General features: G+C 39.2%; 15 protein-coding genes. 10 read left to right on the top strand and 5 right to left on the bottom strand.

The window, feature by feature from the left end:
- Nucleotides 1–602: 602 nt before the first annotated feature.
- The gene (locus tag HPC41_RS25665) at nt 603–2,726 is read right to left on the bottom strand and encodes an ATP-binding protein (RefSeq protein WP_172392449.1); all 2,124 of its coding nucleotides are present in this window, start codon (nt 2,724–2,726) and stop codon (nt 603–605) included.
- A 511-nt stretch (nt 2,727–3,237) separates the two neighbouring features.
- Here HPC41_RS25665 and HPC41_RS02740 point away from each other — a divergent pair.
- Both HPC41_RS02740 and HPC41_RS02735 read left to right on the top strand, forming a co-directional pair.
- Complete coding sequence (locus tag HPC41_RS02740) at nt 3,238–6,543, top strand: SusC/RagA family TonB-linked outer membrane protein (protein ID WP_172392448.1); 3,306 nt, start codon at nt 3,238–3,240, stop codon at nt 6,541–6,543.
- 13 nt (nt 6,544–6,556) lie between these two features.
- Complete coding sequence (locus HPC41_RS02735) at nt 6,557–8,326, top strand: RagB/SusD family nutrient uptake outer membrane protein (RefSeq protein ID WP_172392447.1); 1,770 nt, start codon at nt 6,557–6,559, stop codon at nt 8,324–8,326.
- A gap of 99 nt (nt 8,327–8,425) precedes the next feature.
- Here the strand turns inward: HPC41_RS02735 and HPC41_RS02730 are convergent, their stop codons facing one another.
- Nucleotides 8,426–8,704 carry a DUF4342 domain-containing protein gene (locus HPC41_RS02730; protein WP_172392446.1) on the bottom strand — a complete coding sequence of 93 codons (279 nt, stop codon included), beginning with the start codon at nt 8,702–8,704 and terminating at the stop codon, nt 8,426–8,428.
- Between the two features lie 341 nt (nt 8,705–9,045).
- Nucleotides 9,046–11,280, bottom strand: a complete 2,235-nt coding sequence (locus tag HPC41_RS02725; protein WP_172392445.1) for a glycoside hydrolase family 2 protein — start codon at nt 11,278–11,280, stop codon at nt 9,046–9,048.
- A gap of 424 nt (nt 11,281–11,704) precedes the next feature.
- Here HPC41_RS02725 and HPC41_RS02720 point away from each other — a divergent pair, with 424 nt between their 5' ends.
- Nucleotides 11,705–13,303, top strand: a complete 1,599-nt coding sequence (locus HPC41_RS02720; RefSeq protein WP_172392444.1) for a beta-N-acetylhexosaminidase — start codon at nt 11,705–11,707, stop codon at nt 13,301–13,303.
- A gap of 86 nt (nt 13,304–13,389) precedes the next feature.
- Nucleotides 13,390–14,895 (top strand): alpha-L-fucosidase, encoded by a 1,506-nt coding sequence (locus HPC41_RS02715; protein ID WP_172392443.1) that lies wholly within the window; start codon nt 13,390–13,392, stop codon nt 14,893–14,895.
- Nucleotides 14,896–14,966: 71 nt separating this feature from the next.
- Here the strand turns inward: HPC41_RS02715 and HPC41_RS02710 are convergent, their stop codons facing one another.
- Together HPC41_RS02710 and HPC41_RS02705 are read right to left on the bottom strand one after the other, a co-directional pair.
- Nucleotides 14,967–15,611 carry an HAD family hydrolase gene (locus HPC41_RS02710; protein WP_172392442.1) on the bottom strand — a complete coding sequence of 215 codons (645 nt, stop codon included), beginning with the start codon at nt 15,609–15,611 and terminating at the stop codon, nt 14,967–14,969.
- 174 nt (nt 15,612–15,785) lie between these two features.
- A complete protein-coding gene (locus HPC41_RS02705) occupies nt 15,786–17,390 on the bottom strand; it encodes a DNA/RNA non-specific endonuclease (protein ID WP_172392441.1) in 1,605 nt (534 codons plus the stop codon).
- Between the two features lie 375 nt (nt 17,391–17,765).
- Between HPC41_RS02705 and HPC41_RS02700 the strand changes: the two genes are divergently transcribed.
- The 6 genes from HPC41_RS02700 to HPC41_RS02675 all read left to right on the top strand — a co-directional run bounded on the left by HPC41_RS02700 (nt 17,766) and on the right by HPC41_RS02675 (nt 25,055).
- Nucleotides 17,766–18,470: a hypothetical protein gene (locus tag HPC41_RS02700; RefSeq protein WP_172392440.1), complete on the top strand. Its 705-nt coding sequence runs from the start codon at nt 17,766–17,768 to the stop codon at nt 18,468–18,470.
- 5 nt (nt 18,471–18,475) lie between these two features.
- A complete protein-coding gene (locus HPC41_RS02695; RefSeq protein WP_172392439.1) occupies nt 18,476–20,449 on the top strand; it encodes a DUF4836 family protein in 1,974 nt (657 codons plus the stop codon).
- 181 nt (nt 20,450–20,630) lie between these two features.
- Complete coding sequence (locus HPC41_RS02690; RefSeq protein WP_246250298.1) at nt 20,631–21,431, top strand: tyrosine-protein phosphatase; 801 nt, start codon at nt 20,631–20,633, stop codon at nt 21,429–21,431.
- A gap of 209 nt (nt 21,432–21,640) precedes the next feature.
- A complete protein-coding gene (locus tag HPC41_RS02685; protein ID WP_172392438.1) occupies nt 21,641–23,233 on the top strand; it encodes a DUF3843 family protein in 1,593 nt (530 codons plus the stop codon).
- 255 nt (nt 23,234–23,488) lie between these two features.
- Nucleotides 23,489–24,043, top strand: coding sequence for an RNA polymerase sigma factor (locus tag HPC41_RS02680; RefSeq protein ID WP_172392437.1), 555 nt, complete (start codon nt 23,489–23,491; stop codon nt 24,041–24,043).
- 55 nt (nt 24,044–24,098) lie between these two features.
- Nucleotides 24,099–25,055, top strand: coding sequence for a FecR family protein (locus HPC41_RS02675; protein ID WP_172392436.1), 957 nt, complete (start codon nt 24,099–24,101; stop codon nt 25,053–25,055).
- Nucleotides 25,056–25,057 lie beyond the last annotated feature (2 nt).

Below are 25,057 nucleotides of genomic sequence, written 5' to 3'. Positions count from 1 at the left end.
GCGTTTGCATACTTTTCACAGAAAACAATCCTGCCGACGGTAGCCGCAGACGAATCCTGACTGGGAATGGTGGTCGATTTAATTTATGAGGAAATGTTTTTTTAGCATAGATTTTCATCACTCGATACAAGACAAGAGTAGTATCTCTGCCACCTCGAAATACAGCTCTAAAAGCCTTTGGTTTAGTATTGCACGACACTGGGAGAAATTAGCGCTTTTTGTTTTCGGAGGAAAAGGTGTAAACGATTATCGTTGTTTATTAGTTCATGAGGTAGTTAATGAGATGTAGTATGATGTAAATTAGAGAATCTTAACTTCAAAAATTACATATCAGTATGACTGGATTTCCAAAGGATGAAAAAATAGTATTTGATTAAATGCAGACCTGATTATTAAGAATGTTCAAATATCTTCAAAAGAGAAAGAAGCTAGATTTCCGGTTCCATGGTCTAAGTTTTGCAGAGCTAGTATGATAAATGAATTTGATGCTGTTGTAATATTTAGCTAAACTAGATACTCGATCGACAACGGGTTCGTAAAATAGTATTGTGTAAAAGGGCGGGCTCGTTACTATAGAGGACACCTTGATATTGTCTTTGCTATTAAAGTGTGGAAATAAGCTGCAAGAAATTTGAGAGATTAAACGGCTTGATCATAAGTCCATCGAAATGATGAATCTGTCCCTCAGGCTGCTGTGTGGTTACCTGTGATTCATCTGATGTCAATGCAATTACTTTGCTGTTCGATCCTTGAACAATATTGTTGTCTTTAACCAAATTCAGTATATCCCAACCACTGGGGCCTTTCATCCGGAGGTCGGTGATAACGATATCGCTCGCATGATTTTGTAGGTATTCTATTGCGCGCTGCGAATCCTGAAAGACCTGTACATTTTTAAAATGTTGCAAAGCTTGCTTAACAAATAAGTTGTTGATCGCATTATCATCAATAACAACAATGTGTAGGTTTTCTGACAGATTGTGCGCTGTGCTAACCTCCTTCATGTTTTTCCTTTCATCAGCAATGGGAGCGATTAATGTAAAGGTTGACCCTTTACCTTGTTTACTTTCAACGCTTAAGGTTCCATTTAGTTGCTCTGCCATAAGCTTCGAAATATGTAATCCCAGTCCAAAACTATTTTTGGACTTGATGTCAGTCATGTAGTATTGCTCAAAGATATGTTCCTGATCTTTGGCGGAAATCCCTCTTCCTGTATCTGTAACCTGTATCTGCAAGCTTTTCTTCGTTTCGCGGTTGATAAGTGCTTTTATCTCTATCTTTCCTTCTTCGGTATATTTAATAGCATTACTTAAGAGATTGGACACGATCTGGCGCAAACGATATGCCCCGCTTTTAATTAAGATATCTTGCTCAATAGCAATCTGGCTGATTAACTGGAGGCCTTTTTTATCCGCCTGTGCTTTTTGCATTTTTATTAAGTTGCTAAGTAGATTGGCCGGTGAAAAATATTCTTCCTTAATTTCCAGCATGCCTGACTCTAATTTACCAAGATTAAGGATATCTTCAACAGTATCATTAATGACCTGAATATCCTGCGTAACGGAATCCAATAATGCTGGATTTATACGATTGTTGGATGTATTATTTTTTAATAAATCAATTACACTGATCAGTGAATTGACAGGTGTACGTACATCATGGCTCACATTTGCCAATATACTGGTTTTTTCCTTGGCTGTATGTAATGCATAGTCTCTCGCAGCGGTGATTTTACGCTCATAGATGATCGTATTGTAATGATATGACAATAGCAATGTCACCATAATGATCATTAAAATGATCGATGCGATTACCTGGTTGCCGAAAATAGCAGAGTTTTTCTTGTAGAGGGCGAAATCTTGTATTTCTGCAGCTCGTAATGATTCATCTTCTTGTGTTTTTATTTTAAGAAGTGCGGTACTGATTGTGTTGAAAAGCGCATAATTTGATTGGAGCAACTGGCGTTCCTTTGCCTGAAGTTCGGCAAAAGAACGACGGATTTTGCTGAAATCTTGTCTATAGAAGGATTCATTTTGTTCAATCAAGGTCTGAATCTGGCTATGAATTGCTTTGATTTGATTGACGTTAAACTGTTGTTGTAATCTATCGGATACCAAGGTGTCGTTTTTAGCTCTGAATATCCGGGTAAAAAGTTTATCTTTTTTTCTGACGATTGTATCTTTTTTGCTGACACTTAAGGCAGTATCTCTTAATATTTTATTGACAACAGAATCGGCATCTATTTGCTTTCTTGTAGGGGTTAAGGTACGACTGGTTTTGGTCAAAAGAGAAAGAGAATCTTTTGCCAGGAAAATCATATTATCAACAGTTTTCTTAATACGTGCGAATTCATCCGAGAGATGAATATTCTGCTCCAATGGGCTATTGGATGAAAGGGAAATTCCTTTTTTAGAAGAAAGGCTAGCGAGTGAATCAATGTAAAAGCGGAGGCTATCTAGATTTTTTGTATAGTTTACTAAGTTTTCAGAGCTGAAATCTACCGTATAGGAGCGAAAAGCATTACCAGCGGCATTATAGGATGCAAAGAGATCATAAAATAAACTAGTCAGCTGATTTTTTGAACTATAAGCTTTATTTAGGCGAGCTTCCGTTTTTTGATACTCAATATATTGGTAGGTAAATATCGAACCGATATATACTAATGAAAGAATCAGGAATGCAATTAAAATTGTCCTGAAAATAAATATTTTTCTATTATTTTTCACGTTTCTATTCTTTCAAAAAATAAATTGATTGCCGCCTCTTTGTTTAATATGGAAATCAAATTTAATACTAAAAAATGAAAGCAATGCAGTGAGCTTGTCGATTAAAAGCTACATTTTAAAAAAACTGGCTCAATCGATCTACGGAATAGGGCGCTTCGTCAGTATTAATTTGTGATATAGTTGCGAACCTAATGGTGTCAGCTATGCGATCAAACGCTCGATAGATAGGCAGCTGTCTTTGCAATTGCTTTTTTGACCAGAATGATCTTTGCCTTTGTGAAAATATACCCATTCTTTAGAGTAATCCTGATTAAGATGAGCTTTTATAAAAACTGGCAGTGAATTATTTCAGTAATTTCCTTATAAAATGTAAAAATAATTTGAATTTTAGATTGTTTTATTTAATTTCCTGTAATAATACACTGTCTTTTGTTATTTTTTTATAAAAGACAGGCACCAATGAACCTTTAGTAATTGTTAGTAAACTATTATCTAAACCTCCATCTTAATTATGAAAAAGAATTATCTTTTTTGCAGCAAAGCTAGGCCATTGAGTCTCCTAGGTCTTAGTCTTTTGTGCTCGTCTCCGAATTTATTTGCGAGCAATTTGAAACCGAAACAGAGCTACTTCCGCGTCGAACAAGAGCAAATTTCGGGTATTGTAAGGAATGAAAAAGGGGATCCGCTTGCGGGAGCGACCATTACCGTGAAGGGCAGTGCGCTACAAGCTTCGACTGACGCTAACGGGAGCTTTTCCATTCGTGCCAAACAGGGCGATTTTCTGGTAATCAACTATCAGGGCTACACAAGACAAGAAGTCGCTGTAGGTAGCGGAAACATGAATGTCACGATGATGAGCAATTCCGAGGCATTAGAAGAAGTGGTTATCGTAGGATACGGTAAACAAAAAAAAGGAAATCTAACGGGTGCAGTAGCAGCTGTCAATTCTGAACAATTGAAAAACATCTCACCGTCCAATCTTTCTAATACATTAGCAGGAAGAGCTGCTGGGGTAAATGTGACCAATACCTCTGGAATGGCTGGAGCTTCCTCTTCGTTACGTATCCGTGGAGCCGCTGTCGAACCCTTGTATGTGATCGATGGAGTGGTGCGCGATAAAGCCGCTTTCGATGCCCTGGAGGCCAACGAAGTCGATCAAATGAGTTTCCTGAAGGATGCTGGAACTGCCGCAGTCTATGGGACACGAGCAGGTAACGGCGTGGTCCTCGTGACGACAAAAAAAGGAACTTCTCAGGCGCCTGTATTTAATGTGCAGAGTAATTATTCCTTTAGCTCTCCCACGCAGACCTTATTGGCCAATCTGACTACCGCTACAGATGAATTAACTTATCAGAATAGGGTTTCCCAATTCCGCTGGGAACAGGGAAGCAAGAGTACTCCATGGATAGCTCCGAATGGACAGCGCGAATTTGACTACTTTAAAGACAAAAATTACAATGCCAATGATGTCATCTGGCGAAACCCTTTTAGCCATCGACAATCAATTGCTGTTAACGGTGGTGGCGACAAGATTACCTACTATGCCTTATTAAGCTACCGGAAAGAAAACGGATCTTATAAATCGTTGGATCATGAAAAATTCAATCTACGCAGCAATATTTCGGCTAAAATCAGTGATGCGTTTAGCATGGATTTTAATATCTCGGCCAACCAGACAAACTCCAACAGGTTCTTCTGGCCATTTAGTACCTCCTCCAATGACGATGATTTTGATGTTTCGGATTTTTACCGCGTTACCTTCAACTGGCCTAAGATGTATCCCTTTTATCTGACGGCAGATGGTACCCCGAGCAATACACCAACGGCTTATCCGGTGCAGACACCAATGGGAAGCTGGCAGGCCTGGAATGTAATTGACCAAGTGATCGGCGACCGGTACATTGATCGTAAGGTGCGTCAGGTAAATCCGATTATGACATTGAATTTAAAATTGGATAAACTGTTAGAGGGACTTTCTACAAAATTGGTTGGAAGTTATGTGGCAGAAGATTATATGCGCAAGCGCTATATGAGTTTTCAAAAAAACTATACATTCACCTCACTGAATCCGGATGGAAACCGTTTTATACCGGCACCTCCTTCAGAAGATAGGACCAACGTATTTACTTTCAGTCAGGCCCAACCATTTATGGATTACAATCCACAGCGAAAATGGCAATACCAGGTGGATTGGTTTTTAAACTATAACCGCAAGTTTGGCAAACATACGGTGGATGGTTTAGTCGTTTATGAGCAGTTCAAATCGGGTAATACGAACATTACATCACGGGCAGAAAATCCAATTATTCCTTTGGATCAGATGTATATCTATCCAACCGACAGGAGCATGCGATCGACAGATGCTTTTGAATTGATGGATGCGCGACGTGGAGTAATCGGTCGGGCGAACTATAACTATGCAGATAAATATATTGCAGAATTCTCCTTTCGTTACGACGGTTCGCCCTTATTTCCAAATGATAAGCGTTGGGGATTTTTTCCGTCGATGTCTCTTGGTTGGCGCATCTCGGATGAAAATTTCTTTTCTTCCATCAAGAATACGGTCAATGATTTAAAACTACGGGCATCGTATGGTAGTTCGGGCAACTTTGTGGATGTCGACGGCAATTCGATATTACCTTATTCGTATATGGAAAAATATAGTTCGATTATCACTTCGCGAACAGGAAGCAGAACACCGGTGCCGGGATATATTTTTGGTGATAGTTATTACACCGGGGTAACATACCTTGATAACCCGACCACGAATCTTACCTGGACAAAATCAAAAAGCTATAACGTAGGTATCGACTTTGGTTTTGTGCAGAATAAACTAACGGGTAGTTTAGATGGCTTTATCCGGAAGGAAACTGATATCCTTGGGACAAGAGGGATAAAGGTCCCGGATAACTATGGACGTGCGCTGGCACCGGAGAACTATGCGGCTCGAAGCTTTCGGGGGGGAGAGGTCTCTTTCAATTGGAGCGACCGGATCGGGGAGGTCTCTTATGGTCTGAACGCAAATATGGGCTATGCGAAAGACCGTTGGGATATTTTTGACGAGGAACCATCTTATGCTGCTGGTGGAAGGGAAAACTTTCGCTCTAAGGTAGGAAGGCCTGAAAATCGTATTATTGGTTTAGAAGCTTCGGGACTGGTTCGTACGCAAGCGGAAGCAGATGCCTTGAAAGAAAAAGGATTTAAGACCTATGGGCGTGATCCTTATCCAGGGATGATTCTCTATAAAGATATCCGTGGGCAGAATTACTCAGACCAGCCAGATGGCATTATCGATGACAATGATGCACAACTGCTCTCTGAGAATAATACCCCACGAATCAATTATGGATTTGGATTTAACGCTAGCTGGAAAGGTTTTTATGTGTCGGCCTTATTTCAGGGAGTATTGGCATATGACCGCGTGATTAGTAATCAGGAAGGGGCAGGTATGCGCCAACATGGGGATACCTTTAGGCCTTACTACCCAATTTGGACTTCAGATGTCTGGACTCCTGAAAATACAGCGGCCAAATACCCGCGGCCTGTAGGCTACAACTGGCAGGAGTCTGGGGCGGCCTCCTCAACATTTTGGGTCAGAAACGGGGCTTATATGCGATTACGCGATTTAAATATCTCCTACACACTGCCACAGGCCATGATGGAGAAAATCAAGATGAAGAGTGTCAACGTATTTTTAAATGGTACCAATTTATTTGTTTTTTCACCGATGAAGGAATTCCACGATCCGGAGCAGAAAATGTATGATTCTTATCCGGTAATGAAAACGTTCACCTTGGGTCTAGATGTTAAATTTTAATTGATATTTAAAGATGAAAAAGATATTTTATCCCTTAGTTGCCTTGTTGTTGACAACGGCCTCTTGTAAAAATGTGCTAGATATTGAGGATCTCAATTCGGTGAACGAAGATAAGGTATGGAATGACCCTAATCTCGTTAATGCATATCTGGCTAATTTATATACCTTATTTGCTAATTGGAACAGCGGCGCTGATAATAATTCACAACAGCTGGCCGGAATTAACTTCCCCTTAAATGCGGTTACCGTCAATAATTCCACTTATAAGGCATGGGATTATACAACCATGCGCAAGATCAATACCGCTATCCAGAAGGTATCCGAAAGTACCGGATTAAATGAATCTACTAAGAAATCCATCTTAGGTCAGGCACTTTTTATGCGTGCTTACATGTATTTCAATATGGTCAAGCATCATGGTGGGATACCTTACATCACAAAACCACAGGATCTGGAAGATGATGAATTGAAAGTTCCGCGGAACAGTACCAAGGAATGTTTTGATTTAATGATAAAAGATCTGGATGAAGCAATAACCAATCTGCCCATGACAATTGGAAAGGGAGCTGCGGATTATGGCCGTATCGATGGTAATTTCGCTTTGGCTTTTAAAGCTAAAGTCTTGTTGTATAAAGCGTCGCCGCAATTTAATCCTTCCAATCCTTATGGGAATGCCTACTGGGCGGAAGCTAATACAGTGAATAAAATGGCCTATGAGCAGCTGAAGGCCCAGGGCTATAGTCTGACTGCTGATTATTACAATATTGCATTGGTGGAAAAAGGCCCTGAGGTGGTCTTTGCAGTAATCAACTCGTATCCTAATAAAGTGGCTAACTGGGATAATGGGGTACGGCCGGGATCGGAAAGCCGTGGAACAGCAAGTGCTGTCCCAACATGGGATTTTGTAAAAGAATTCCCGATGAAAGATGGTAAGCTCTATACGGATCCTACCGGTAAATATCATAAAACAGATGAGGAGTTCCTGCAAAGTTATTGGGAGAATCGTGATCCGCGTTTTGACAAATCTATTGTCTGGAACGGAAAACTTTATGAGGTTTCGGGTAAAACTGGTAAAAGACAATATACTTCGCTGGGCATTGCGGACGCGTTGGATAATTTTGGAGAGAACCCAAAAGCTGGAACCACTTCCTCGAACAGGGATCGCTATACAGGATTTTTTATTCTGAAAAATTCAAAGCTTTCTTTACGGCAAACGCAGGTAGAGACCCAATATGATGTAGATTTTGTGCTGATGCGTTATGCAGAGGTGATATTGAATTATGCCGAGACAGCAAATGAGGCAGGTGATCTTGCCACAGCACTGGCCCTTTTAAAGCAGATCCGAATGCGTGCTGGCATCGAGCCCGGAACAGATAATAACTATGGCATTGTTGCGGGTAATAAAAACGAGATGCGGGAAGCTATATTAGCGGAACGAAATATTGAATTCTGTTTCGAAGGTCATCGCTTTTGGGATTTACGCAGATTGCGCAAACTAGCCGTACTGAATAATAAGACGAAACAGGGCGTGGAAGCAATTGCGATAAACTCCAATGGAACGGATATGGATTTAAAAGCAGCTGCGGATTTGGCTAAAACTTATCAATTGAAGGAAAATCAGTTTAAGTATACCGTGTTGCAGGTGCCAAGCACGGGTAATAAGATCAATTTGGTACCAGATACTTACTATTTCTTTCCAATCGCACAATCGGTAATAGACAAGAACCCGAATATCAAGCAAAATAAAGACTGGGGCGGTGAATTTAATCCGTCGTTGGAGTAATGTATTTTCCGATTCCGATCTTTAAGTAAGCATACATAAAAGTAGAACGGGATGCCTATTTCTGGGCGTCCCGTTTCGTGTTAAATGTGCAGGTACAGCTTATTTTAATTCAATCATTTTTTGTTTTTCTTCCTCCTGTTTGTCTTCTTCTAAGATTGCTAATTGAAGACTACAAACTAGGGTAAGAATAATCAGAACAACGATGGCGACAGGAAAGATAATACCAATGATTACTGCAAGTATTAGCGATATATTTAGGTATTCCTGTCCATTTTTTGAAGAAACCTTTAAACGTGAAGTTTTAAATGAATCAAAAAGATCTTGAAAAGCTTTTGTGATCGTTTTGCTGTTGATGCTGAATGTTGTTTTAGTTGCCATGATGTTTATTTTTTAATGTTTTTATTTCTTATTTGATAGCTCAAAGGTAGGGGAGATTTGCTGAAGGGAGGAGAGTCATTAGGCTAATCTGGACAGAATCTCGGTAAATGGAGGGCTTATGTCGGTCAGTGCCAGTTGACGATTTTTATAATGCATAGATTTTAATCGGCAAGCGAATAACTTGATATTTTTGTATAGGACCGTAAATGCCTAAACCATCGCAAAAGTGGAAAAAAGTGAATTAAATTCGATTATAGCGAACCCGAAGTTTATTAAAGCAAAAAAGAGCAAGGGTTTAAAGTTCCTTGCTCCTATTTTGGTCTATTGAATTTTGAGCAGTTTTAAAGCCCAACATGCTCAGTCTTGGATTTGGTTGGTCCAGCTGCATCCTGTTTATAAGATGGATCGTAATTCCAATGAATACGATCTGTCAATATCTTTCCGTCTTTTTGTATGATCTTAGCTTCGATCGCGTTCGCCCCCTTCGTAAGTTTGACATTCTCAAAAATGTAATGCACATCTGTTTGCCCTTTTCTAACACCTTTGATAACAGTTCCGTTAACCGTTAAGGTTGGTTCGCCTCTATTGGAATAGATGGTTACCGGGGTAATTTCATTTCCACGATTGACCATACGACGTTGGGTGACATACAATACCGGTTCTTTGCTCCAATTTGCTTTATACCAGTAGAAGCCATCTTTTTTCAATTTTCTATCAAAAGAAACCAATCCTTTATAATTTCTTGGATTAACGTTCAGTGCGGTAATCGGTGTGGCGAAATCAAAAGTATTCCACACGTATGACCCTAGGAAAATAGGGCTTTTGGAGATTACGCCCCAATGGACTTCATGGAATTTTGTCGCATATTCTTCTGGGAAAAATGATGGATTGCTCCATTGGTTGCCGAAATTGCCTACCTCTTCCGCCTGATCCTCAGGAACTGCTTCGGCACCGTATTCAGAAAAGATAATCTTGTAGTCTTTGAACTCTTTACTTATACGTTGTGCCCATGTGGCTACATCGTCATCTTTATCGGATTTGTTTTCCAGTTCACCATTATACCAGCCGAAATAGTGGTTGATCCCTTGCACATCGGCGTTGTTGTTAACCGGATGATCAATTACATTGTATCCGCTGACGGAGACGGTGTAACGATCCGGGTCTTCGGATTTAGCGAGATCATTTAGTTTGGTCGTGAGTTCTACGGTGTAAGCAGACGGGGAGTAAACTTCGTTATGCATCCCCCAGATATAGATGGAAGGGTGATTGAAATTTTGTCGGATTAATTCTTTCAACTGCTGTTGGGCGTTGTTGTCTTCAAATGTTGTCACGCGATTCACAAATGGGATTTCGGCCCAGATCACAAGCCCGATACTATCGCATTTGGAATAGAAATATGATGACTGTTGATAGTGTGCTAGACGGATGGAAGTGGCTCCCATTTCTTTGATAATGGATAGATCTTCGTCGTGGTCGGCGTTGCTCAAGGCTGCGCCTTTGCCCCAACGATCCTGATGCCGACATACACCATATAGGGGATACTTGATGTCATTTAAAAAGAAACCTTGGCCAGTACGTAATTCAAATTTGCGTATGCCTAAAGGTGTCGTTACCTCGTCAATGACCTGACCATCTTTTTTGATCTGTGTCACAACCTTGTAAAGGTAGGGATCGTCCAGTCCTTGCCATAAATGTGGGTTTTTGACCACAATTTGTTGTGATAAGACCTGACGGCCCTGTGGTGGCAATGTATATGCCGTTTGTTGTTTTGCTTTTTTGGTTCCATCTTTTTCAAAAATGGTTGTTAGCAATTCGATCGGTTGTATTTTTCCGGATTTGTTGTCAATTTTTATTTTTAATGCTATATCCGCAGTCTTTTTTGAAACATTTTGTTGCGTGATATAGACACCTTGGGAAGCAAAGTCATTCACAGCAACATGAATGTCATCGGTGACTATAAGTTCAACAGGACGATAAATACCGCCGTACATCGGGAATAAGGTGTGGTTTACCGGAATAACCTGTGGACTGGCTTCATTATTAACCTTGACCAACAGCTCGTTTTCCACTCCCAATTGAAGCATATTAGTTAATTCAAAGACAAAAGCAGAATAGCCGCCCTGATGTCGGCCAACAAAACTGTAGTTGCCATTTCGTTGCGAGTTATCGTAGGTAATATCATTTTTTCCTGCTTTGGAAGAAAGGGGTTTATTATTTAAGTAAACTTCAGTATTGGTATTCACCCCTTCAAATCGGATGAAAATACGCTTACCTTTCCAATCTGATCCTGGGACAAACGTTTTGCGGTAATAAGCATCGCCGGTATAAAAACGTTCGTTTTTTCCAAGACTTCCCGGTTTGATCTCTGCAGTCTGCATGTCTGTTGCATTCCAGGTGTGTGGTAGGGTAACCAATTGCCACTTTCCATCAAATATCTGGTTGTAGTCCAATGCTGAGATGGAAAACGGACCTTTTTTAAACGACCAGTTTGCATTGAACGGAATGACTGTTCTGGCTTGTAGATGCAGAATAGTTATTCCAATAAAGAAGAGCGTGTAAAAAATCCTTTTAATCATATGGTTTTTAACTTAGGGTATTTGTTTCGTTTTCAAATATAACCAACAAAAAGACAATCGCTAATTGTGCGGGTTTTGGTTGATGAAGGATCTTGTAATAATATTAATTTTTTAAATCTTTATTATTTCCCTGTTTAAATATGTTTCTCTATTGTTTTGTTTGTATAAAATACACTATAACGTTTTCGAGAGTTGCGCAAACGATTGACTGGATTTGACTTTCAGTAATAACTTAATAATTTCTTTACCATTGTATTACGCAGAGCTACAATTAGAATCGATTAAAGACCGTAACTATTTGGTTTTAGTATAGGGGTACAGCAAACTCAGAATCGCAGATAAGGATTTTATAAAAATGTAGCAGGATGATGCTTTAATAATTAATTTTAACACCTTCTAACCAAGGTAAAGTCTTAATTATCATATGAAACGTAAATTAGTATTTATTATAACCTACTTACTCATTCAAAATGTGACAGCTCAAATCGCGATTATTCCGCAGCCTTTAGAATGTAAAATGGGGCAGGGAGAGTTGAAGCTGGAGGGTAATTTTGGAGTCACTGGAGATGCTGTGTTTGAATCGTCTTTGCACTATCTTCGGAAGCTGATGTTGGGCCGTTTTGGAATTTCAACTTACATCTCCTTGGAAAAGGATGCAAAAATGATCGTGAAGCTTGATAGCAAATTACAGCATGAAGCATATCGTCTAAAGATTGATCGCAAAGGTATTGCAATATATGCTTCTGATAGATCGGGTATTGTCAATGCACTTGCTAGTTTGGAGCAGGTGTTTACTGGTGCTGAAAGAAAAGGCAATGCATTCTTATTACCTGTATTGAATATTGAAGACAAACCGCAGTTTGGCTGGCGAGGGTTTATGCTAGATGAATCACGTCATTTTTTTGGTAAGGAGAAAGTGAAATCTTTACTGGATTGGATGGCATTTTACAAGTTGAATAAATTCCATTGGCATTTGACAGATGAACCCGCTTGGCGCTTAAGTATACAAAAATACCCTTGGTTAACCCAAGTTGGGGGGATAGGCAATTATCTCGATCCTTATGCGCCCGTACAGTATTATGGTCAAGCTGATATCAGTGAGATCATCACCTATGCTGCTGAGCGAAATATTGAGGTCATTCCTGAAATTGATATGCCAGGACATGCAACAGCCGCAAACCGGGCTTATCCTTTTCTCTCTGGTGGGGGGAACGAAAAACATCCCGATTTTACTTTTCATCCGGCTAAAAATACAACATATACATTTTTGACTGATGTTTTGCGTGAAGTGAAAACACTGTTTCCTTCTGTCTATATTCATTTAGGAGGAGATGAGGTCGCCTTTGGCAGTGATGCCTGGGATAATGATATCAAAGTTCAGGAATTGAAAAAGACAGTAGGCTTAAAGTCCAATAAAGAAGTGGAAGAGTATTTTATCCGTCGTATGGCTGATTCTGTGGCTGGGATAAACGGAAAAATTATTGTTTGGGATGAAATGGTGGATGCCAAGTTGGCCAAAGATCAGACGGTCATGATGTGGTGGCGTCATGATAAACCAGAACAGCTAAACAAGATTTTGGATAAAGGCTATCAAGTTATACTAACGCCTAGGTTGCCAATGTATTTTGACTTTGTACAACAGGAGAATCATAAGTATGGCCGTAAATGGGGAAAAGGCTTCAATCCTTTGCAGGATGTGTTTGATTTTGCTGGAAGTCAATTGGATAGTTTGGGAAAAAGAAAAAAACAGGTCCTGGGTATTCAGGCTAATCTTTGGACTGAAACAGTGACGAATGTCAATCGTTTGGATTACCTTGTGTTTCCGAGAATAGCGGCATTGGCGGAGGCGGCATGGGTGCCGGGAACAGGTCGAAATTTTGATGAATTTGCAAAAAAATTAAAAAAGCATTTACCCTTATACCGCGATCAGGGGCTTTATTACTTTGATCCATTTAAGGATAGTAATCCAGAGCCTGCAGTTATTAAAAAATCACAAAAACAATATATAGATAATCCAAAGTGATAATCGGATGGACAACATATATCTGGTCAATAAACACGGATTTATTTGTCGTTGGGAGTAATCATTTTTAAAGAAATAACGATAGTATGAAATATAATAAAATAATCACAGCATTGATGCTCAGTAGCATATTGCTGGGAGTAAAAACTACTTCGGCACAATGGACAGGTCCTCGCAAGAAAGTAGAAAACAAAGTAGACGTAAAATATGGGCCTTTGACGCCTGCACATCGGACGGATGAAGCGATGGAACGGTTCCGAAACTATGGATTAGGACAATTTATCCATTGGGGTTTGTATGCAATTCCTGGTAACGAATGGGAAGGGGTCAGTGCACGAAAAGGAGCAGCGGCATCCGAATGGATACGTACCTGGAGTGGGCCAACAGCGCCGAAAGACTGGAAGAATACTTATGATAACCTCTACAAAAAGTTCAATCCTACAGGTTTTGATGCAAAAAGCTGGGCTAAACAGGCAAAAGAAATGGGGGCAAAGTATCTTATTTTTACAACAAAGCATCATGATGGATTTGCCCTGTGGCCATCTGAGTTTACCGATTATACTGCCAAGAAAAGCCCATATAAAAAAGATATCGTAAGACAGGTGGTAGATGCTTACACTGCAGAAGGAATCGACGTGTTTTTGTATTTTTCAATCATGGAATGGAATAATCCGAACTATATGGGCAAAGCTCCCTCTACTCCTGAAGAAAAGGCTAAATTCGATAAGTTTTTGGAATACACACGCAATCAGTTGCTGGAACTGCTACAAAACTACCCACAAATAAAAGGTTTTTGGTTTGATGGTACCTGGGATCAATCCTGGATTCAAGCGTATGATTTTACGTATAAATTAGAGAAAGAGTTACGTGAAAAACACCCGGGATTGATTATTGGAAGCAGATTTAGAAATGACGAATTTGGAAAGCGGCATTTCGACTCCAATGGTGATATGTTAGGTGACTATGAACAAGGTTGGGAACGAAAAATGCCGAAGGAGTTTGAATGGTTGGAAGGACGCGACTGGGATTGTGTCATGACGATTCCACCGAATGGTTGGGGCTATATGAAAGACTGGTCTGGGATTTATACCAAGACCTCAGATGATCTCATCGATATGTTGATGAACTGCGTTGCGATGAATGGTAATTTTGTGCTAAACTTTGGCCCTGACGGAAATGGACGGATGCATCCTGGAGAAGACAAGCTGGCTAAAGAAATTGGTGACTGGATCAAAGTAAATGGAGAAGCGGTATATGGAGTCCGACATGCCGCACTTGCGCCATCCAAATTAGGATATTTTACAAAAAAGGAGGACAATCTTTACCTTACGGTTTTTAATCGGCCAGTAAACAATATTGTGCGTATTGCTGTTCCTAAAAATGCAGCCGAAGTTCCGGTTTCAGCAACTATTCTTCAAAATGGACAATCTTTGGAGCTAGGCCATACGGATATCGGATTAGACTTGGATAAAAATACCTATTACGATATCGTACTTCCTAACTCTTTTGTTTCGAATAAAGCTTTTGTAATCAAAATGAAATTGGGAAAACCAAAGTCACAAAGTGAAAAATTGATGGATGCAAAAATGTAGCAATAGCTTACACGTTAAATCTAAAAAAGCAGAACTTAAATCACTCTTGGAATTAAGCTCTGCTTTTTCTTTTAGACAAGACTTAGTAGCTCACCAGGAGCGTGAATAATATGTTTTGCGTTATGTTGTCTCAGTTCGTTCTCGTCGCGAAATCCCCATGTCACACCCACTGCGGTCACAGCAGCATTATTGGCTGTATCCATATCAACAGAGGAATCGCCGACATACCAGCAGTCTTCTTTTGCTATACCAAGTGTCCTGAGGGTATCCAGGACAATGTCGGGATCGGGTTTGGCCGGATGTCCCGTGCGATGGCCAAGGATCAGGTCAAAAGTGATAGTGGGAAAATACTGCTTAATCAGTGGGATAACCGCTTCATGATATTTATTGGATGCTACTGAGATTAGATAGCCTTCGGATTTGAGTGTTTGTAGTAGCGAGACAATCCCTTCATAAGGTTTTGTATGGGATATTTTCTGCTGTTCGTAGTAGCTTTTAAAAGCCGCTAGCAGCGGTGTTACTATTTCCGACGTTCGCGCATGTTCGGGAAGTGCCCGCTCGATCAGCTTTTGTACACCATTACCCACAAATTTTTTGTAGGCTGATAGCGGATGTATGGGATAGCCGTATTGTTGAAGGATCGCATTGCAGCTGTCGCCTAGGTCTTGTAATGTATCCAACAGTGTTCCATCCAAATCAAATATTATTAGCTTCATGTGCTAAAGCTAATAAAAAAATATGAGGGTTTTAAAAGACTAGTTCCTGATTAAATGGTGTTTTTAGTGGCGTTTCAAATGTTTTGGAAGGTGCTAGCTTTGCCATGCGTAGGACGATGTAGTTCTTTGAGATTCTTAATCAGTAGAGCAAAATAGAATGAAATTGACGATGACTTATTTCCAAATACGAGTGTCTATAGTTCCTTTTTTTGTGTTATCTAAGTCTGGGAAGAACGTAAATCCTGTCGTTTTTTCCAACTCACTTACCGTAAGTCTATACGTGTCAAAAGTACTTCCGGAGGGGGGCGTTGCATTGTCTATCTTATAGGCGATCGTGTAGTATTCGGTTCCTTTTTTCATCGCCAATGCTTTGAAATAATATTTTGGCTTTGCAATATCTTTCCCATCATTATCCCTGGCAAAATCAAGGAGGTTGTCCGTCTCGCTAGTCGGCATTGCTCCTGTTACAACGTACATGGTATCACATTGTGCAGTCCAGGTTCTCACTTTAGTTTCCAAGTTTGCCCAAATACCTTGGTTGAGACGGGATGCTTGTGCGGTCATATTGGTAAAATAAAATGTTGTTTTATTATGAATTATATTCAAGTTGCGGTCCGCGCTAGGGAGTTGATGGCCACGGTCATAACCTGCTGGTTGGAATCCTTTAAACAGCAAGGGTTGGAATGCTGTTGACACAGCGGGATCATACCCCCATGCATCTGTTCGATTGCCGGAACCCAAAATGCCATTATACAATGGATAGGCGACCCAATAAGCCATCTTGAGTTTTTTACTGTATAACATGGCATAGTTTCTTTCTGTCTTTGCATCGGGAAGAAAGTGTTGTATAAAAACTTCATCATTATTCAGATTATTCATTTTGGGGATTTCCGGATAAGTTTGTGAATTGCCAGTTTCAGCACTTAGTTTACCATTGTCAATGCTAACATTAAAACGATAAAGATTCCCGCCGATCAGTTTTTTTAGCTGCTCATTTTGTGGTGTTGTCCAGGTATAACGATCACCATTCGGAGCTATAAATTTAATTGCCTTTTGGGTGATGTCTTCTCCCGGAAGCAATATGAATTCTATTGTGGCGGTTTGTTTGCTGCTCACCATTACTTTTGCTTGAATATCTTTTTTCTCATTTGGATTGATATTCAATTTTCCTGTTGAAAGGTCAAATCCTGCTGTTGTATGTACCGATGGAATGCTGACTGTAATCTGACCGGCTTCCAAAGCGGCCGTATTGGAAACGGAAAGCTGAATGGAAATCTTGCTTAATTGTCTTACAAAATTAAGGGGGATGGTATTGTTCGTCTTGCTGATGTTTTTTGCGTTGCTCGCATACATGAGATCCAATGCCGATAGGTTTGTTTGATCACTTACATCGATGGGGTATTTAAAATCGCTGATGGATATGTAAGGATAATAGGCAATGAAATCTACTTGTTCATTGGGTAAATAACTGGGTGATTTACTTTGAAACATGTTGCCGTTAATGGTAAACAGACGGTTGTTGACTCCATTCACAATTGAGGAAAAGCTTAATGGCTGACGGGAATTGACCATAAAGACACCAATTTGATCATTTTTATTCCAAGATGTTGTTGTCGGGTTCGTATTGATTTGCCCAACGATGGTAGGCGTAAATTGTACTGGGGCCTGCTCAATTCTGACTCCATTTTTTTGACATGAATTGAATGTGAGCAATGCCATCATAAAATAAACTATTCGGCACATGCTGTGCTGTGGAATAGTCATTGACTTGTAAATCATATGGATCGTTAGTGTTTGTGAATAAAGAGTTGGCAAAAATACTCAAGAAAAGTAAAATTAAGGGGAAGCAAAGCTTACTTTTGGATAAATAAAGTATTTTGATTGTGCATGGCTTTGATTTTCAATATAATTATTAATCGTGTTTTTTAATTTAATCCATACCAATGCTAAAGACTAAGGTGATGCTGAGTTATCGCTGATTATTGTATTAGTGTGAGCAAAGCAGAACGTTGAAAAAGAATTTATTTTTCTTAGAAATTAGGTCATAATGGACTTTTTGTTGAAATTTTCCTAATTCAAAGAAAATAGCACAATGTTTGCTAGTAATGCCCGAACATATAGTGATTTGATAATATTAACCGCTACTGAAAAGCAATGAAGGAAGTATTTAAATTAGGAGTTGGCGTGAACAGGCTTTGTCTGGCTTTGTGTGCGATTGTAATGACATTTACGCTGTCCAGTTGTTTTGACTTTGTCGAACAGATTGATCTTAAGCCTAACGGTTCGGGACATATTGCAGCAACATTGAACCTAAGTAAAAGTAAAACAAAAGTTTCATCCTTGATGAAGATGAAAAGTATTAAAGGGATACAGATACCAACGCAAGCTGAAATGGAAAAGGAGATTCGGGCTGCGGTTCAGTTGCTAAAGCAGACAAAAGGTATCTCTAATGTCCAGTATCAAACAGATTTTACAAACTTTATTGTCAATATTTCGTGTGACTTTAGTCAGATCGAGTCGTTAAACGCTTTTTCTGATATATTGGCTAATCGGTTTAGGACGAAAATCTCAAACTCAAATAGATACTACTATAATGCGCAGACCAACATATTTGAACGCAAATTTGTGACCTCGAGTGATTGGAAGGCTAAATTTAATCAATTGGGAAGCGATAACACGACACAGTTTGCAGATGCTTTTTATACCCAGATCATTCGTTTTGAAAAGCCGATTGCGTCGCAGGTGAATAATAAAGCAAAAGTTGCCGCAAACAAGAAGGGCGTACTGTTAAAGTTATTATTTACTGATCTGGTCTATGGTAAATCTACTTTGGCAAATAAAATTACATTAACAAAATAACCTATATGAAATCAAAAATTTTATTGTCCGGATTGATATGTTTCTCCTTAATGGGGAGCGTGAAGTCTCAGGATCTAATTAAGCTCATTCCAGAAAACGCTGAAATGATAGCAGCTTTTAATGTAAAGGAAATTGTTCAGAAAGCGAATGCAAACAAATTGAACGAGTTGCTTCAGAAGGCAGGCCTCTTCAAGCAAATTGAAAAGTCGGGTGCTTCAGTTGGAAATGATATCAAAAATTTAGGCATTGATCTTACGCAGACGTCGTATTTCTATAGCAGAAAGACAGATAGTGTGAGTTTTATCGAGTTTATATTTCCACTGTCCAATAAGGGGCAATTTGAGAAGTTATTACATGATGCCGGGGAACCTAAACCTCTTGCCAATGGCTATTCGAGTATTGGACTGAAACCTGGCAGTATGTTGGTTTACAACGAACGAATAGCACGTTTTATTTCTTCGACGATGAGTACAACCTTCTTTGATAATGATTCAGTTGCAAGTCGGTACGGGATCAAGAAGATAGCCTATATGGCCCCTGCGGCTGATGCATATTCTCCAGAGATAGATTCTGCGGCGGCAGTTGCAGATTCGGCAGCAGTGGCCGTAGAGTGGGAAGAGGATGAAAAGAGAATAGATCCACCGAGCCCGCCGACAATTATAGAGAGCGTGCCCGATACGCTCGTGGCAAGTGTGGAGGAAGCTGTGCCAGTGCCAATGGATGTCGCTCCACCGGAAATGCATGACCCAAGTTATTATGATTCGCTTTATACAGCCTATGAGGATCAAAATCGAAAAAATGATTCCATACGCAATGCGCTTCGTGATAAATGGTTGACAGGAGAAGCTACGCGTTTGCTTTCTGCTTCTTATAAACCCCTCTCTGTTTCGGATCAGAATAAGGTGCTCAAAAACCTGGGATTGATTCGTCTTTACGTACCTCATGTTGAAGAACTTTACCGCGGCCTTATGCCTTATAAATCGATTCCTTATCTCTACATGGGTATTAATATGGATAAGTTCAAAACCGGATATCAGGACGGAATACTCGATCTATCGCAGGACGGAAACGTCTTGAAATTAAAAGGATCGATGGGCTTAGATAAAGATCTGGCCGACTTGTCCAAACGGCTTTATGCCAGAAAGCCAAACGGAAAATTCAGTAAATATTTGACGGATAAAACGCTTGGATTCTTTAACATTAATATCAATTCAGAAGCCTATTTACGTGATATGCCTAGTTATATGGCAAAATACTATGGCGGTTTATTAGGCCCTCAGCAAGATTTGGTGGAATGGGGTTTAATGGCACTTGAAGTTGCACTAGATGAGAAAGCAATTGCAAAGGTGATGCCGGGGGATCATCTTTTTGTGGTCAATGGTTTGCGCAAATTCCGCAAGGAATATATTGATTATAGTTATGATGATGATTATAACGCAACGGAAGTAAAGAAAACAAAGGATGAAACCTTACCGGTATTTATCTGGATGTTTACTTCGAAGGATCAACGTCTGATCAAAAAAGGACTGGATCTTGCGATTGCCAAAACCTTAGGTAAAACACAAGATGGTATCTATGCATTTGCGTCGAAAAAAGCAATGGATTTCCCGATGTACGTGCTGCTGAAAGATGATTTGGTGATGGTAAGTAATGATTCTTTATCGCTACATGATATCCGTCAAAATAAGATGACTGCCCCTGCGAATAAAGATTTTATTAAGTTGATGAAACAAAATAAAATGTCAGCAGCTTTTGACCTGCAAAAGTTGCCAGCCATGCTCCAGGAGATGGGTGTTAGTCCCGGAAGACAATGGGACAAAACTGTTGCACAACTGAATCAATATGGCAGTACGGCGATCACTTCGAAAGGAATTGTGGGGAACCGTATGGAGGCCGAAATGTCTTCAAAACTTCCGCAGACAAAAGAGGGGGCAATTAGCTACATGATCGACCAAATTTTATTAGAGATCGGAAAATAAGTATGGTACGAAGCATAAAACAATTTAATTGCAAAATTGTTTTATGCAATGTTTGTAATATTATGGTTATATTTTTATAATGTTAATATAATATTATGTGTTTTTAGAGGGATAATGGTACTTTTGTGGTTTGTTATTTATGATAACAGACAATTAAACGATTTATACTTAATAATATAATATGGGGATATTTTCAAAACTGTTTGGAAACAAAACTCAAGATTCAAAAATAAAGGTTGTTGGGGCACTTGCCTTTTTAGAAGTGGATATGCACAACCATATCCTCCCGGGAATAGATGACGGAAGTCAGTCCATTGAACAATCAATTGATTTATTGAAGGGCTTGGGAAGAATGGGATTTGAAAAATTTATTTGTACACCGCATATTATGGAAGGTGTGCATCCGAATTCAATACAAACAATTGAAGATGCCAAAGCCAAGTTGGTGAATGGTATAAAACACCTACCTAATATTCCTGAGATTTATCCTGCCGCTGAGCATATGATAGACGATGGAATTGCACGTTTGATCGATACCAATGAGCTTTGTGTGATGCCGGGGGGATATGTACTTATTGAAATGTCTTATCTGCAGGAATCTAAGGCTTTATTCCAAACCATTTTGGATATTCAAAATTTGGGTTATCAGCCAATATTGGCTCATCCGGAACGCTATAACTATTACCATTATAATTTCAATATGTACAAACAGATCAAAGATGCTGGTTGTATGTTGCAATTGAACCTCCTTTCGATCAGTAGATACTATGGCGTTGAAGTGAAATCTGCAGCGTTGACAATGATTAAATCTGGTATGTATGATTTTGTAGGAACGGATCTTCATCACAATCGTCATTTGGTCGCGCTTGAGGAAATCGTTGCGAAATATCCTATACGCGATTTGCTAAAAACCTGTAATATTTTGAATCCTACACTTCAGGATCATTTGGGTAGCAATGAGAATGTTATTGCCGCTGGATAAAGGAATAAAAATTTACGATACAGAGATGCCCAAAAGGCATCTTTTTTTGTTTCTGTCGAACGCAGCCATATGCTTATGGGGCGAATAATCAGTAGCTCTTTATCCTTTACTGGTGGGACGGATAGGCCGAAATTATTTTCGTTAAAGCATGTGTTTTGCAGTCATAAAATTTCGAAAATTTGGCTACTTTTGGATTTAGCATTTTTCATATGAGAGGAAACAGAATTTTTATTCAAGATTGGATTGCACACCATACCTACCAAAAAGCAAATGATATTGATAGTTATTATTTAAAAGTTGCGAATCAGATCAACGATAATTTATCAACTTTATGGTTTGAAGAACCAGAGACTAATGATCTTATCCAGACTGATGCCTTAAAAACATTAAGTATTTATCTGACCTGTTATCTGGAAGATGTTATTGCCAATACAGGGATATTTGCAGCTTTTAGAACTATTCACAAAGAGCTGTACAATCAATTTTTACCTTTCTACAAGGACGAGAATCTGTTGGACTACTTTCCCGAGGATATTAATAGTGAAGACGTTGCTGTGTTGACTTGGTTATTTTTTAGTGAACGCAACCCACACTTGTTTATCGATCCTCATGGCCGTTTGATACAGTTGATCACGGAATTGGCTTACGCTATTTTGGAGGAACATTATGAAGTGGCGCCAGAAAATCCCAAGTTAAAATTGGAATATTCACTGCATGAAAATGCGAATTACTTTGATGTTCGTAATTTTATAGAGAAACTTGTCGCCACAAATTATCTGACTGCAGGTGAGTATAATACCAACCTCAATCATCTTATGCAAGTTGCAGAATTGGGAAGATATCAACATGATCAGGCACAATTGCAGCAAATGGTCTACCGTGTTCGAGATAATCATTTTAACAATTATAGACTGCATTTATTTGCTCTTAAGTCATCTGAATTTGTTGCCGAAGTTGTGGGTAAAGGACATGCACTGTATAGTGCTGTTAAAACTCTGGGCAACCGAATCCATAGTTTTTTTGACTATGTAAAAATGGATGAACAATTTGTCCACGTAAAACATATTGGTACAAAAACAGAATTCAAAATTTTTAAGGATTCTATTCAAGAGTTTGTAGAACCATCAGAAGTATTATCGTTTTATATGGAAATCGTTCCTTGGAAAGATGCTTGGAATCTCTCCGGAATTATGACGGTGGTCAACCCTGAAGAGGTAAATTTTGATTTACCGGAACAATATGAGATGACCTACCGTATTGAAGCGATGAACGGTAAGGACAAGAGCCTGAAAAAAACAGAAAAGCAACTCAAAGATATGGGTAGAATATTCCAGTCTGAGCAAAAGGCTGCTGTAGCTTTTATGGAGGGGCGAGCAGTGAAGGAATTTGCGAGTGAATTCTTTCAAACATATCAGCAAAAATTCCCAAGCAAAGAAGAGTCACCACTTCCGGAATCGAAATTGGACCTTACGGCAGATGCTAAAGTAACGGTTTTCTTCAATCCAAAAACAGGATTAGAGGTATTTGGCGGAATAGAAGAGTTCTTTCCATTGGTGCATAATCCATTTATAGAAAAAGAAGAGAAAGGAACGAAAGCAGATGTCCCATTTGCCCGTTATTTCTTGAATCTATTGGTCGAAGACTTTTTCCCTAGTGAATTGCCAAAGTATTACGCTAATCTATTCAAAACGGAGGTAGATAAACAATTCTTCTTTCCGCTCGAAGAAGAAGTACTGGATTTTTTCCTGCGTTTTTATAAAAGGGGCAGTTACTTCCTAGGACCATTCCCACTAATAAAATAGCTATTCTTTATTTAACAAGCATACCATTTCCTTAAATCCCATTACAGCGAGCTATTTTCTGAATTTATTGTATCAATACATCTGGTAACTTTCTCAGCATGTATTGCCCCGCAGGTTAATTTAATGTAAATTAATCATAGCTAAATTGTTATAACTGCTTGCGGGAAGATGGAGCTTTGATCTGTGCTATACTTTCATTAAAGTATTTTAAAAAATTCTACCTAAACTTGTAGGGTCAATTATAAGTGGTGAAGGATGCCTATTGAAAACAAAACCATTCCGGATTTTAAAAATTTCTTTTTGTCTTATAAAGACAAAGTATATAAATATGCCTTTTTACATCTGAAAGAGGAAGGCATTGCTGCTGATTTAGTTCAAGAGACATTTTCGCGTATTTGGAACAAATGGAGCGAATTAGATCACAACAAAAATCCCCAGTCTTACTTATATACGATCGCAAAGAATCTCGTATTTGATGAACTAAGGAAGCAAAAGGTACGATTTCAATTTAATCTTGATGGGATTGACGCCTCCAATCTGGTGGACAATTCAAATGAAGAATCCATTCGTTTTAAAGACCTTGAGCGCGTCTATCGCGAAGCCATAGCGAAACTACCTAAAGCACGACTGGAGATCTTCTTGTTGAGCAAGGAAGAGTTTTTGGATAATCATGAAATTGCGGTCCGGCTTGGCATTTCTGTCAATACCGTAAGAGATCAATTGGTCAAGGGTAATAAATTTGTACGCCAGTATATTCTCGATAATTTTGAGATTTCAATAGCGCTATTGATTTTCTTAACTATTTTTTAGCGCGTCGTCGTCTTATCGTTCCTCTGGCACGTATATGTAATTAAAGACGGTATAGATGAACGATCCAAAAATAGCTTCGCTGTATAAAAAATACGTACTGGGTGAACTGAACGCTCAGGAAAAAGCCATATTCCTCGATCTGCTTACATCGTGTGAAATCGATGAGTTGCCGAATTTGGAAGAAATAATCGCCTTGGACGAAAGGGGATTTAATTTGGATACATCGACTTCCGATCATATTTTTTATGCCATTACGGGAACGGAATTAAACCCAAGAGTTTTACCTATTTGGAAACGGACAAAGCTTCTTGTGAGCATTGCTGCGATATTGTTAATGGTTGGTTTTATCTTTTTGTTTTCGTTGGTATTCAGGCCGGTGCATAGGGATTCAACTTTTACCACTATCCAATATTTTAATCCTACCAAGTTTGTCAAACGTGTTATTTTAAAGGACGGTACAAAAATTTCTTTGCGTCAGGGCGCTCGTGTTGCGGTAATATCCGATTTTGATAGAGATAGTCTACGAAAAGTAGTGTTGTCCGGTGAGGCTTTTTTTGAGGTCGCCAAAGATCCTAATAAAGCTTTTCTCGTTGTCAATTCAGGTGATTTTGATGTCAGGGTTTTAGGAACTGCCTTCAATTTGGCATGTACAGCACAACAAACACGTTTAGTTTTAAATCATGGCAAAGTTCAGGTTAAACACGGGGATCAACATTCTGTCATCAGCCCTGGGCAACAGGTGGATTATGATCCCCGCCAAAAACAATTTAGCGTCGTTGCTATTGATACCTCAGCGGCCTCCAATTGGAAAAGTGACTTCTTATCTTTCAATGAAGTTCCACTTTCGCAGATCGTGGATGATCTAAATAACCTTTATCCAGCCTATAATCTGGAGCTGATCGATTCCTTTCAAACAAAGAGCTTTACAGGCTATCTACCGGCAAGTGATCTCGAAAAATCGCTGAAAATACTTAACACCGCATTCAATCAAACAATTATCCATAAAAAGTAATC

Source organism: Sphingobacterium prati, assembly GCF_013167215.1.
Classification (GTDB): Bacteria; Bacteroidota; Bacteroidia; order Sphingobacteriales; family Sphingobacteriaceae; genus Sphingobacterium; species Sphingobacterium prati.
The sequence above is the reverse complement of the archived record's forward strand: the minus strand, read 5'-3'. Positions and strand labels throughout refer to the sequence as shown.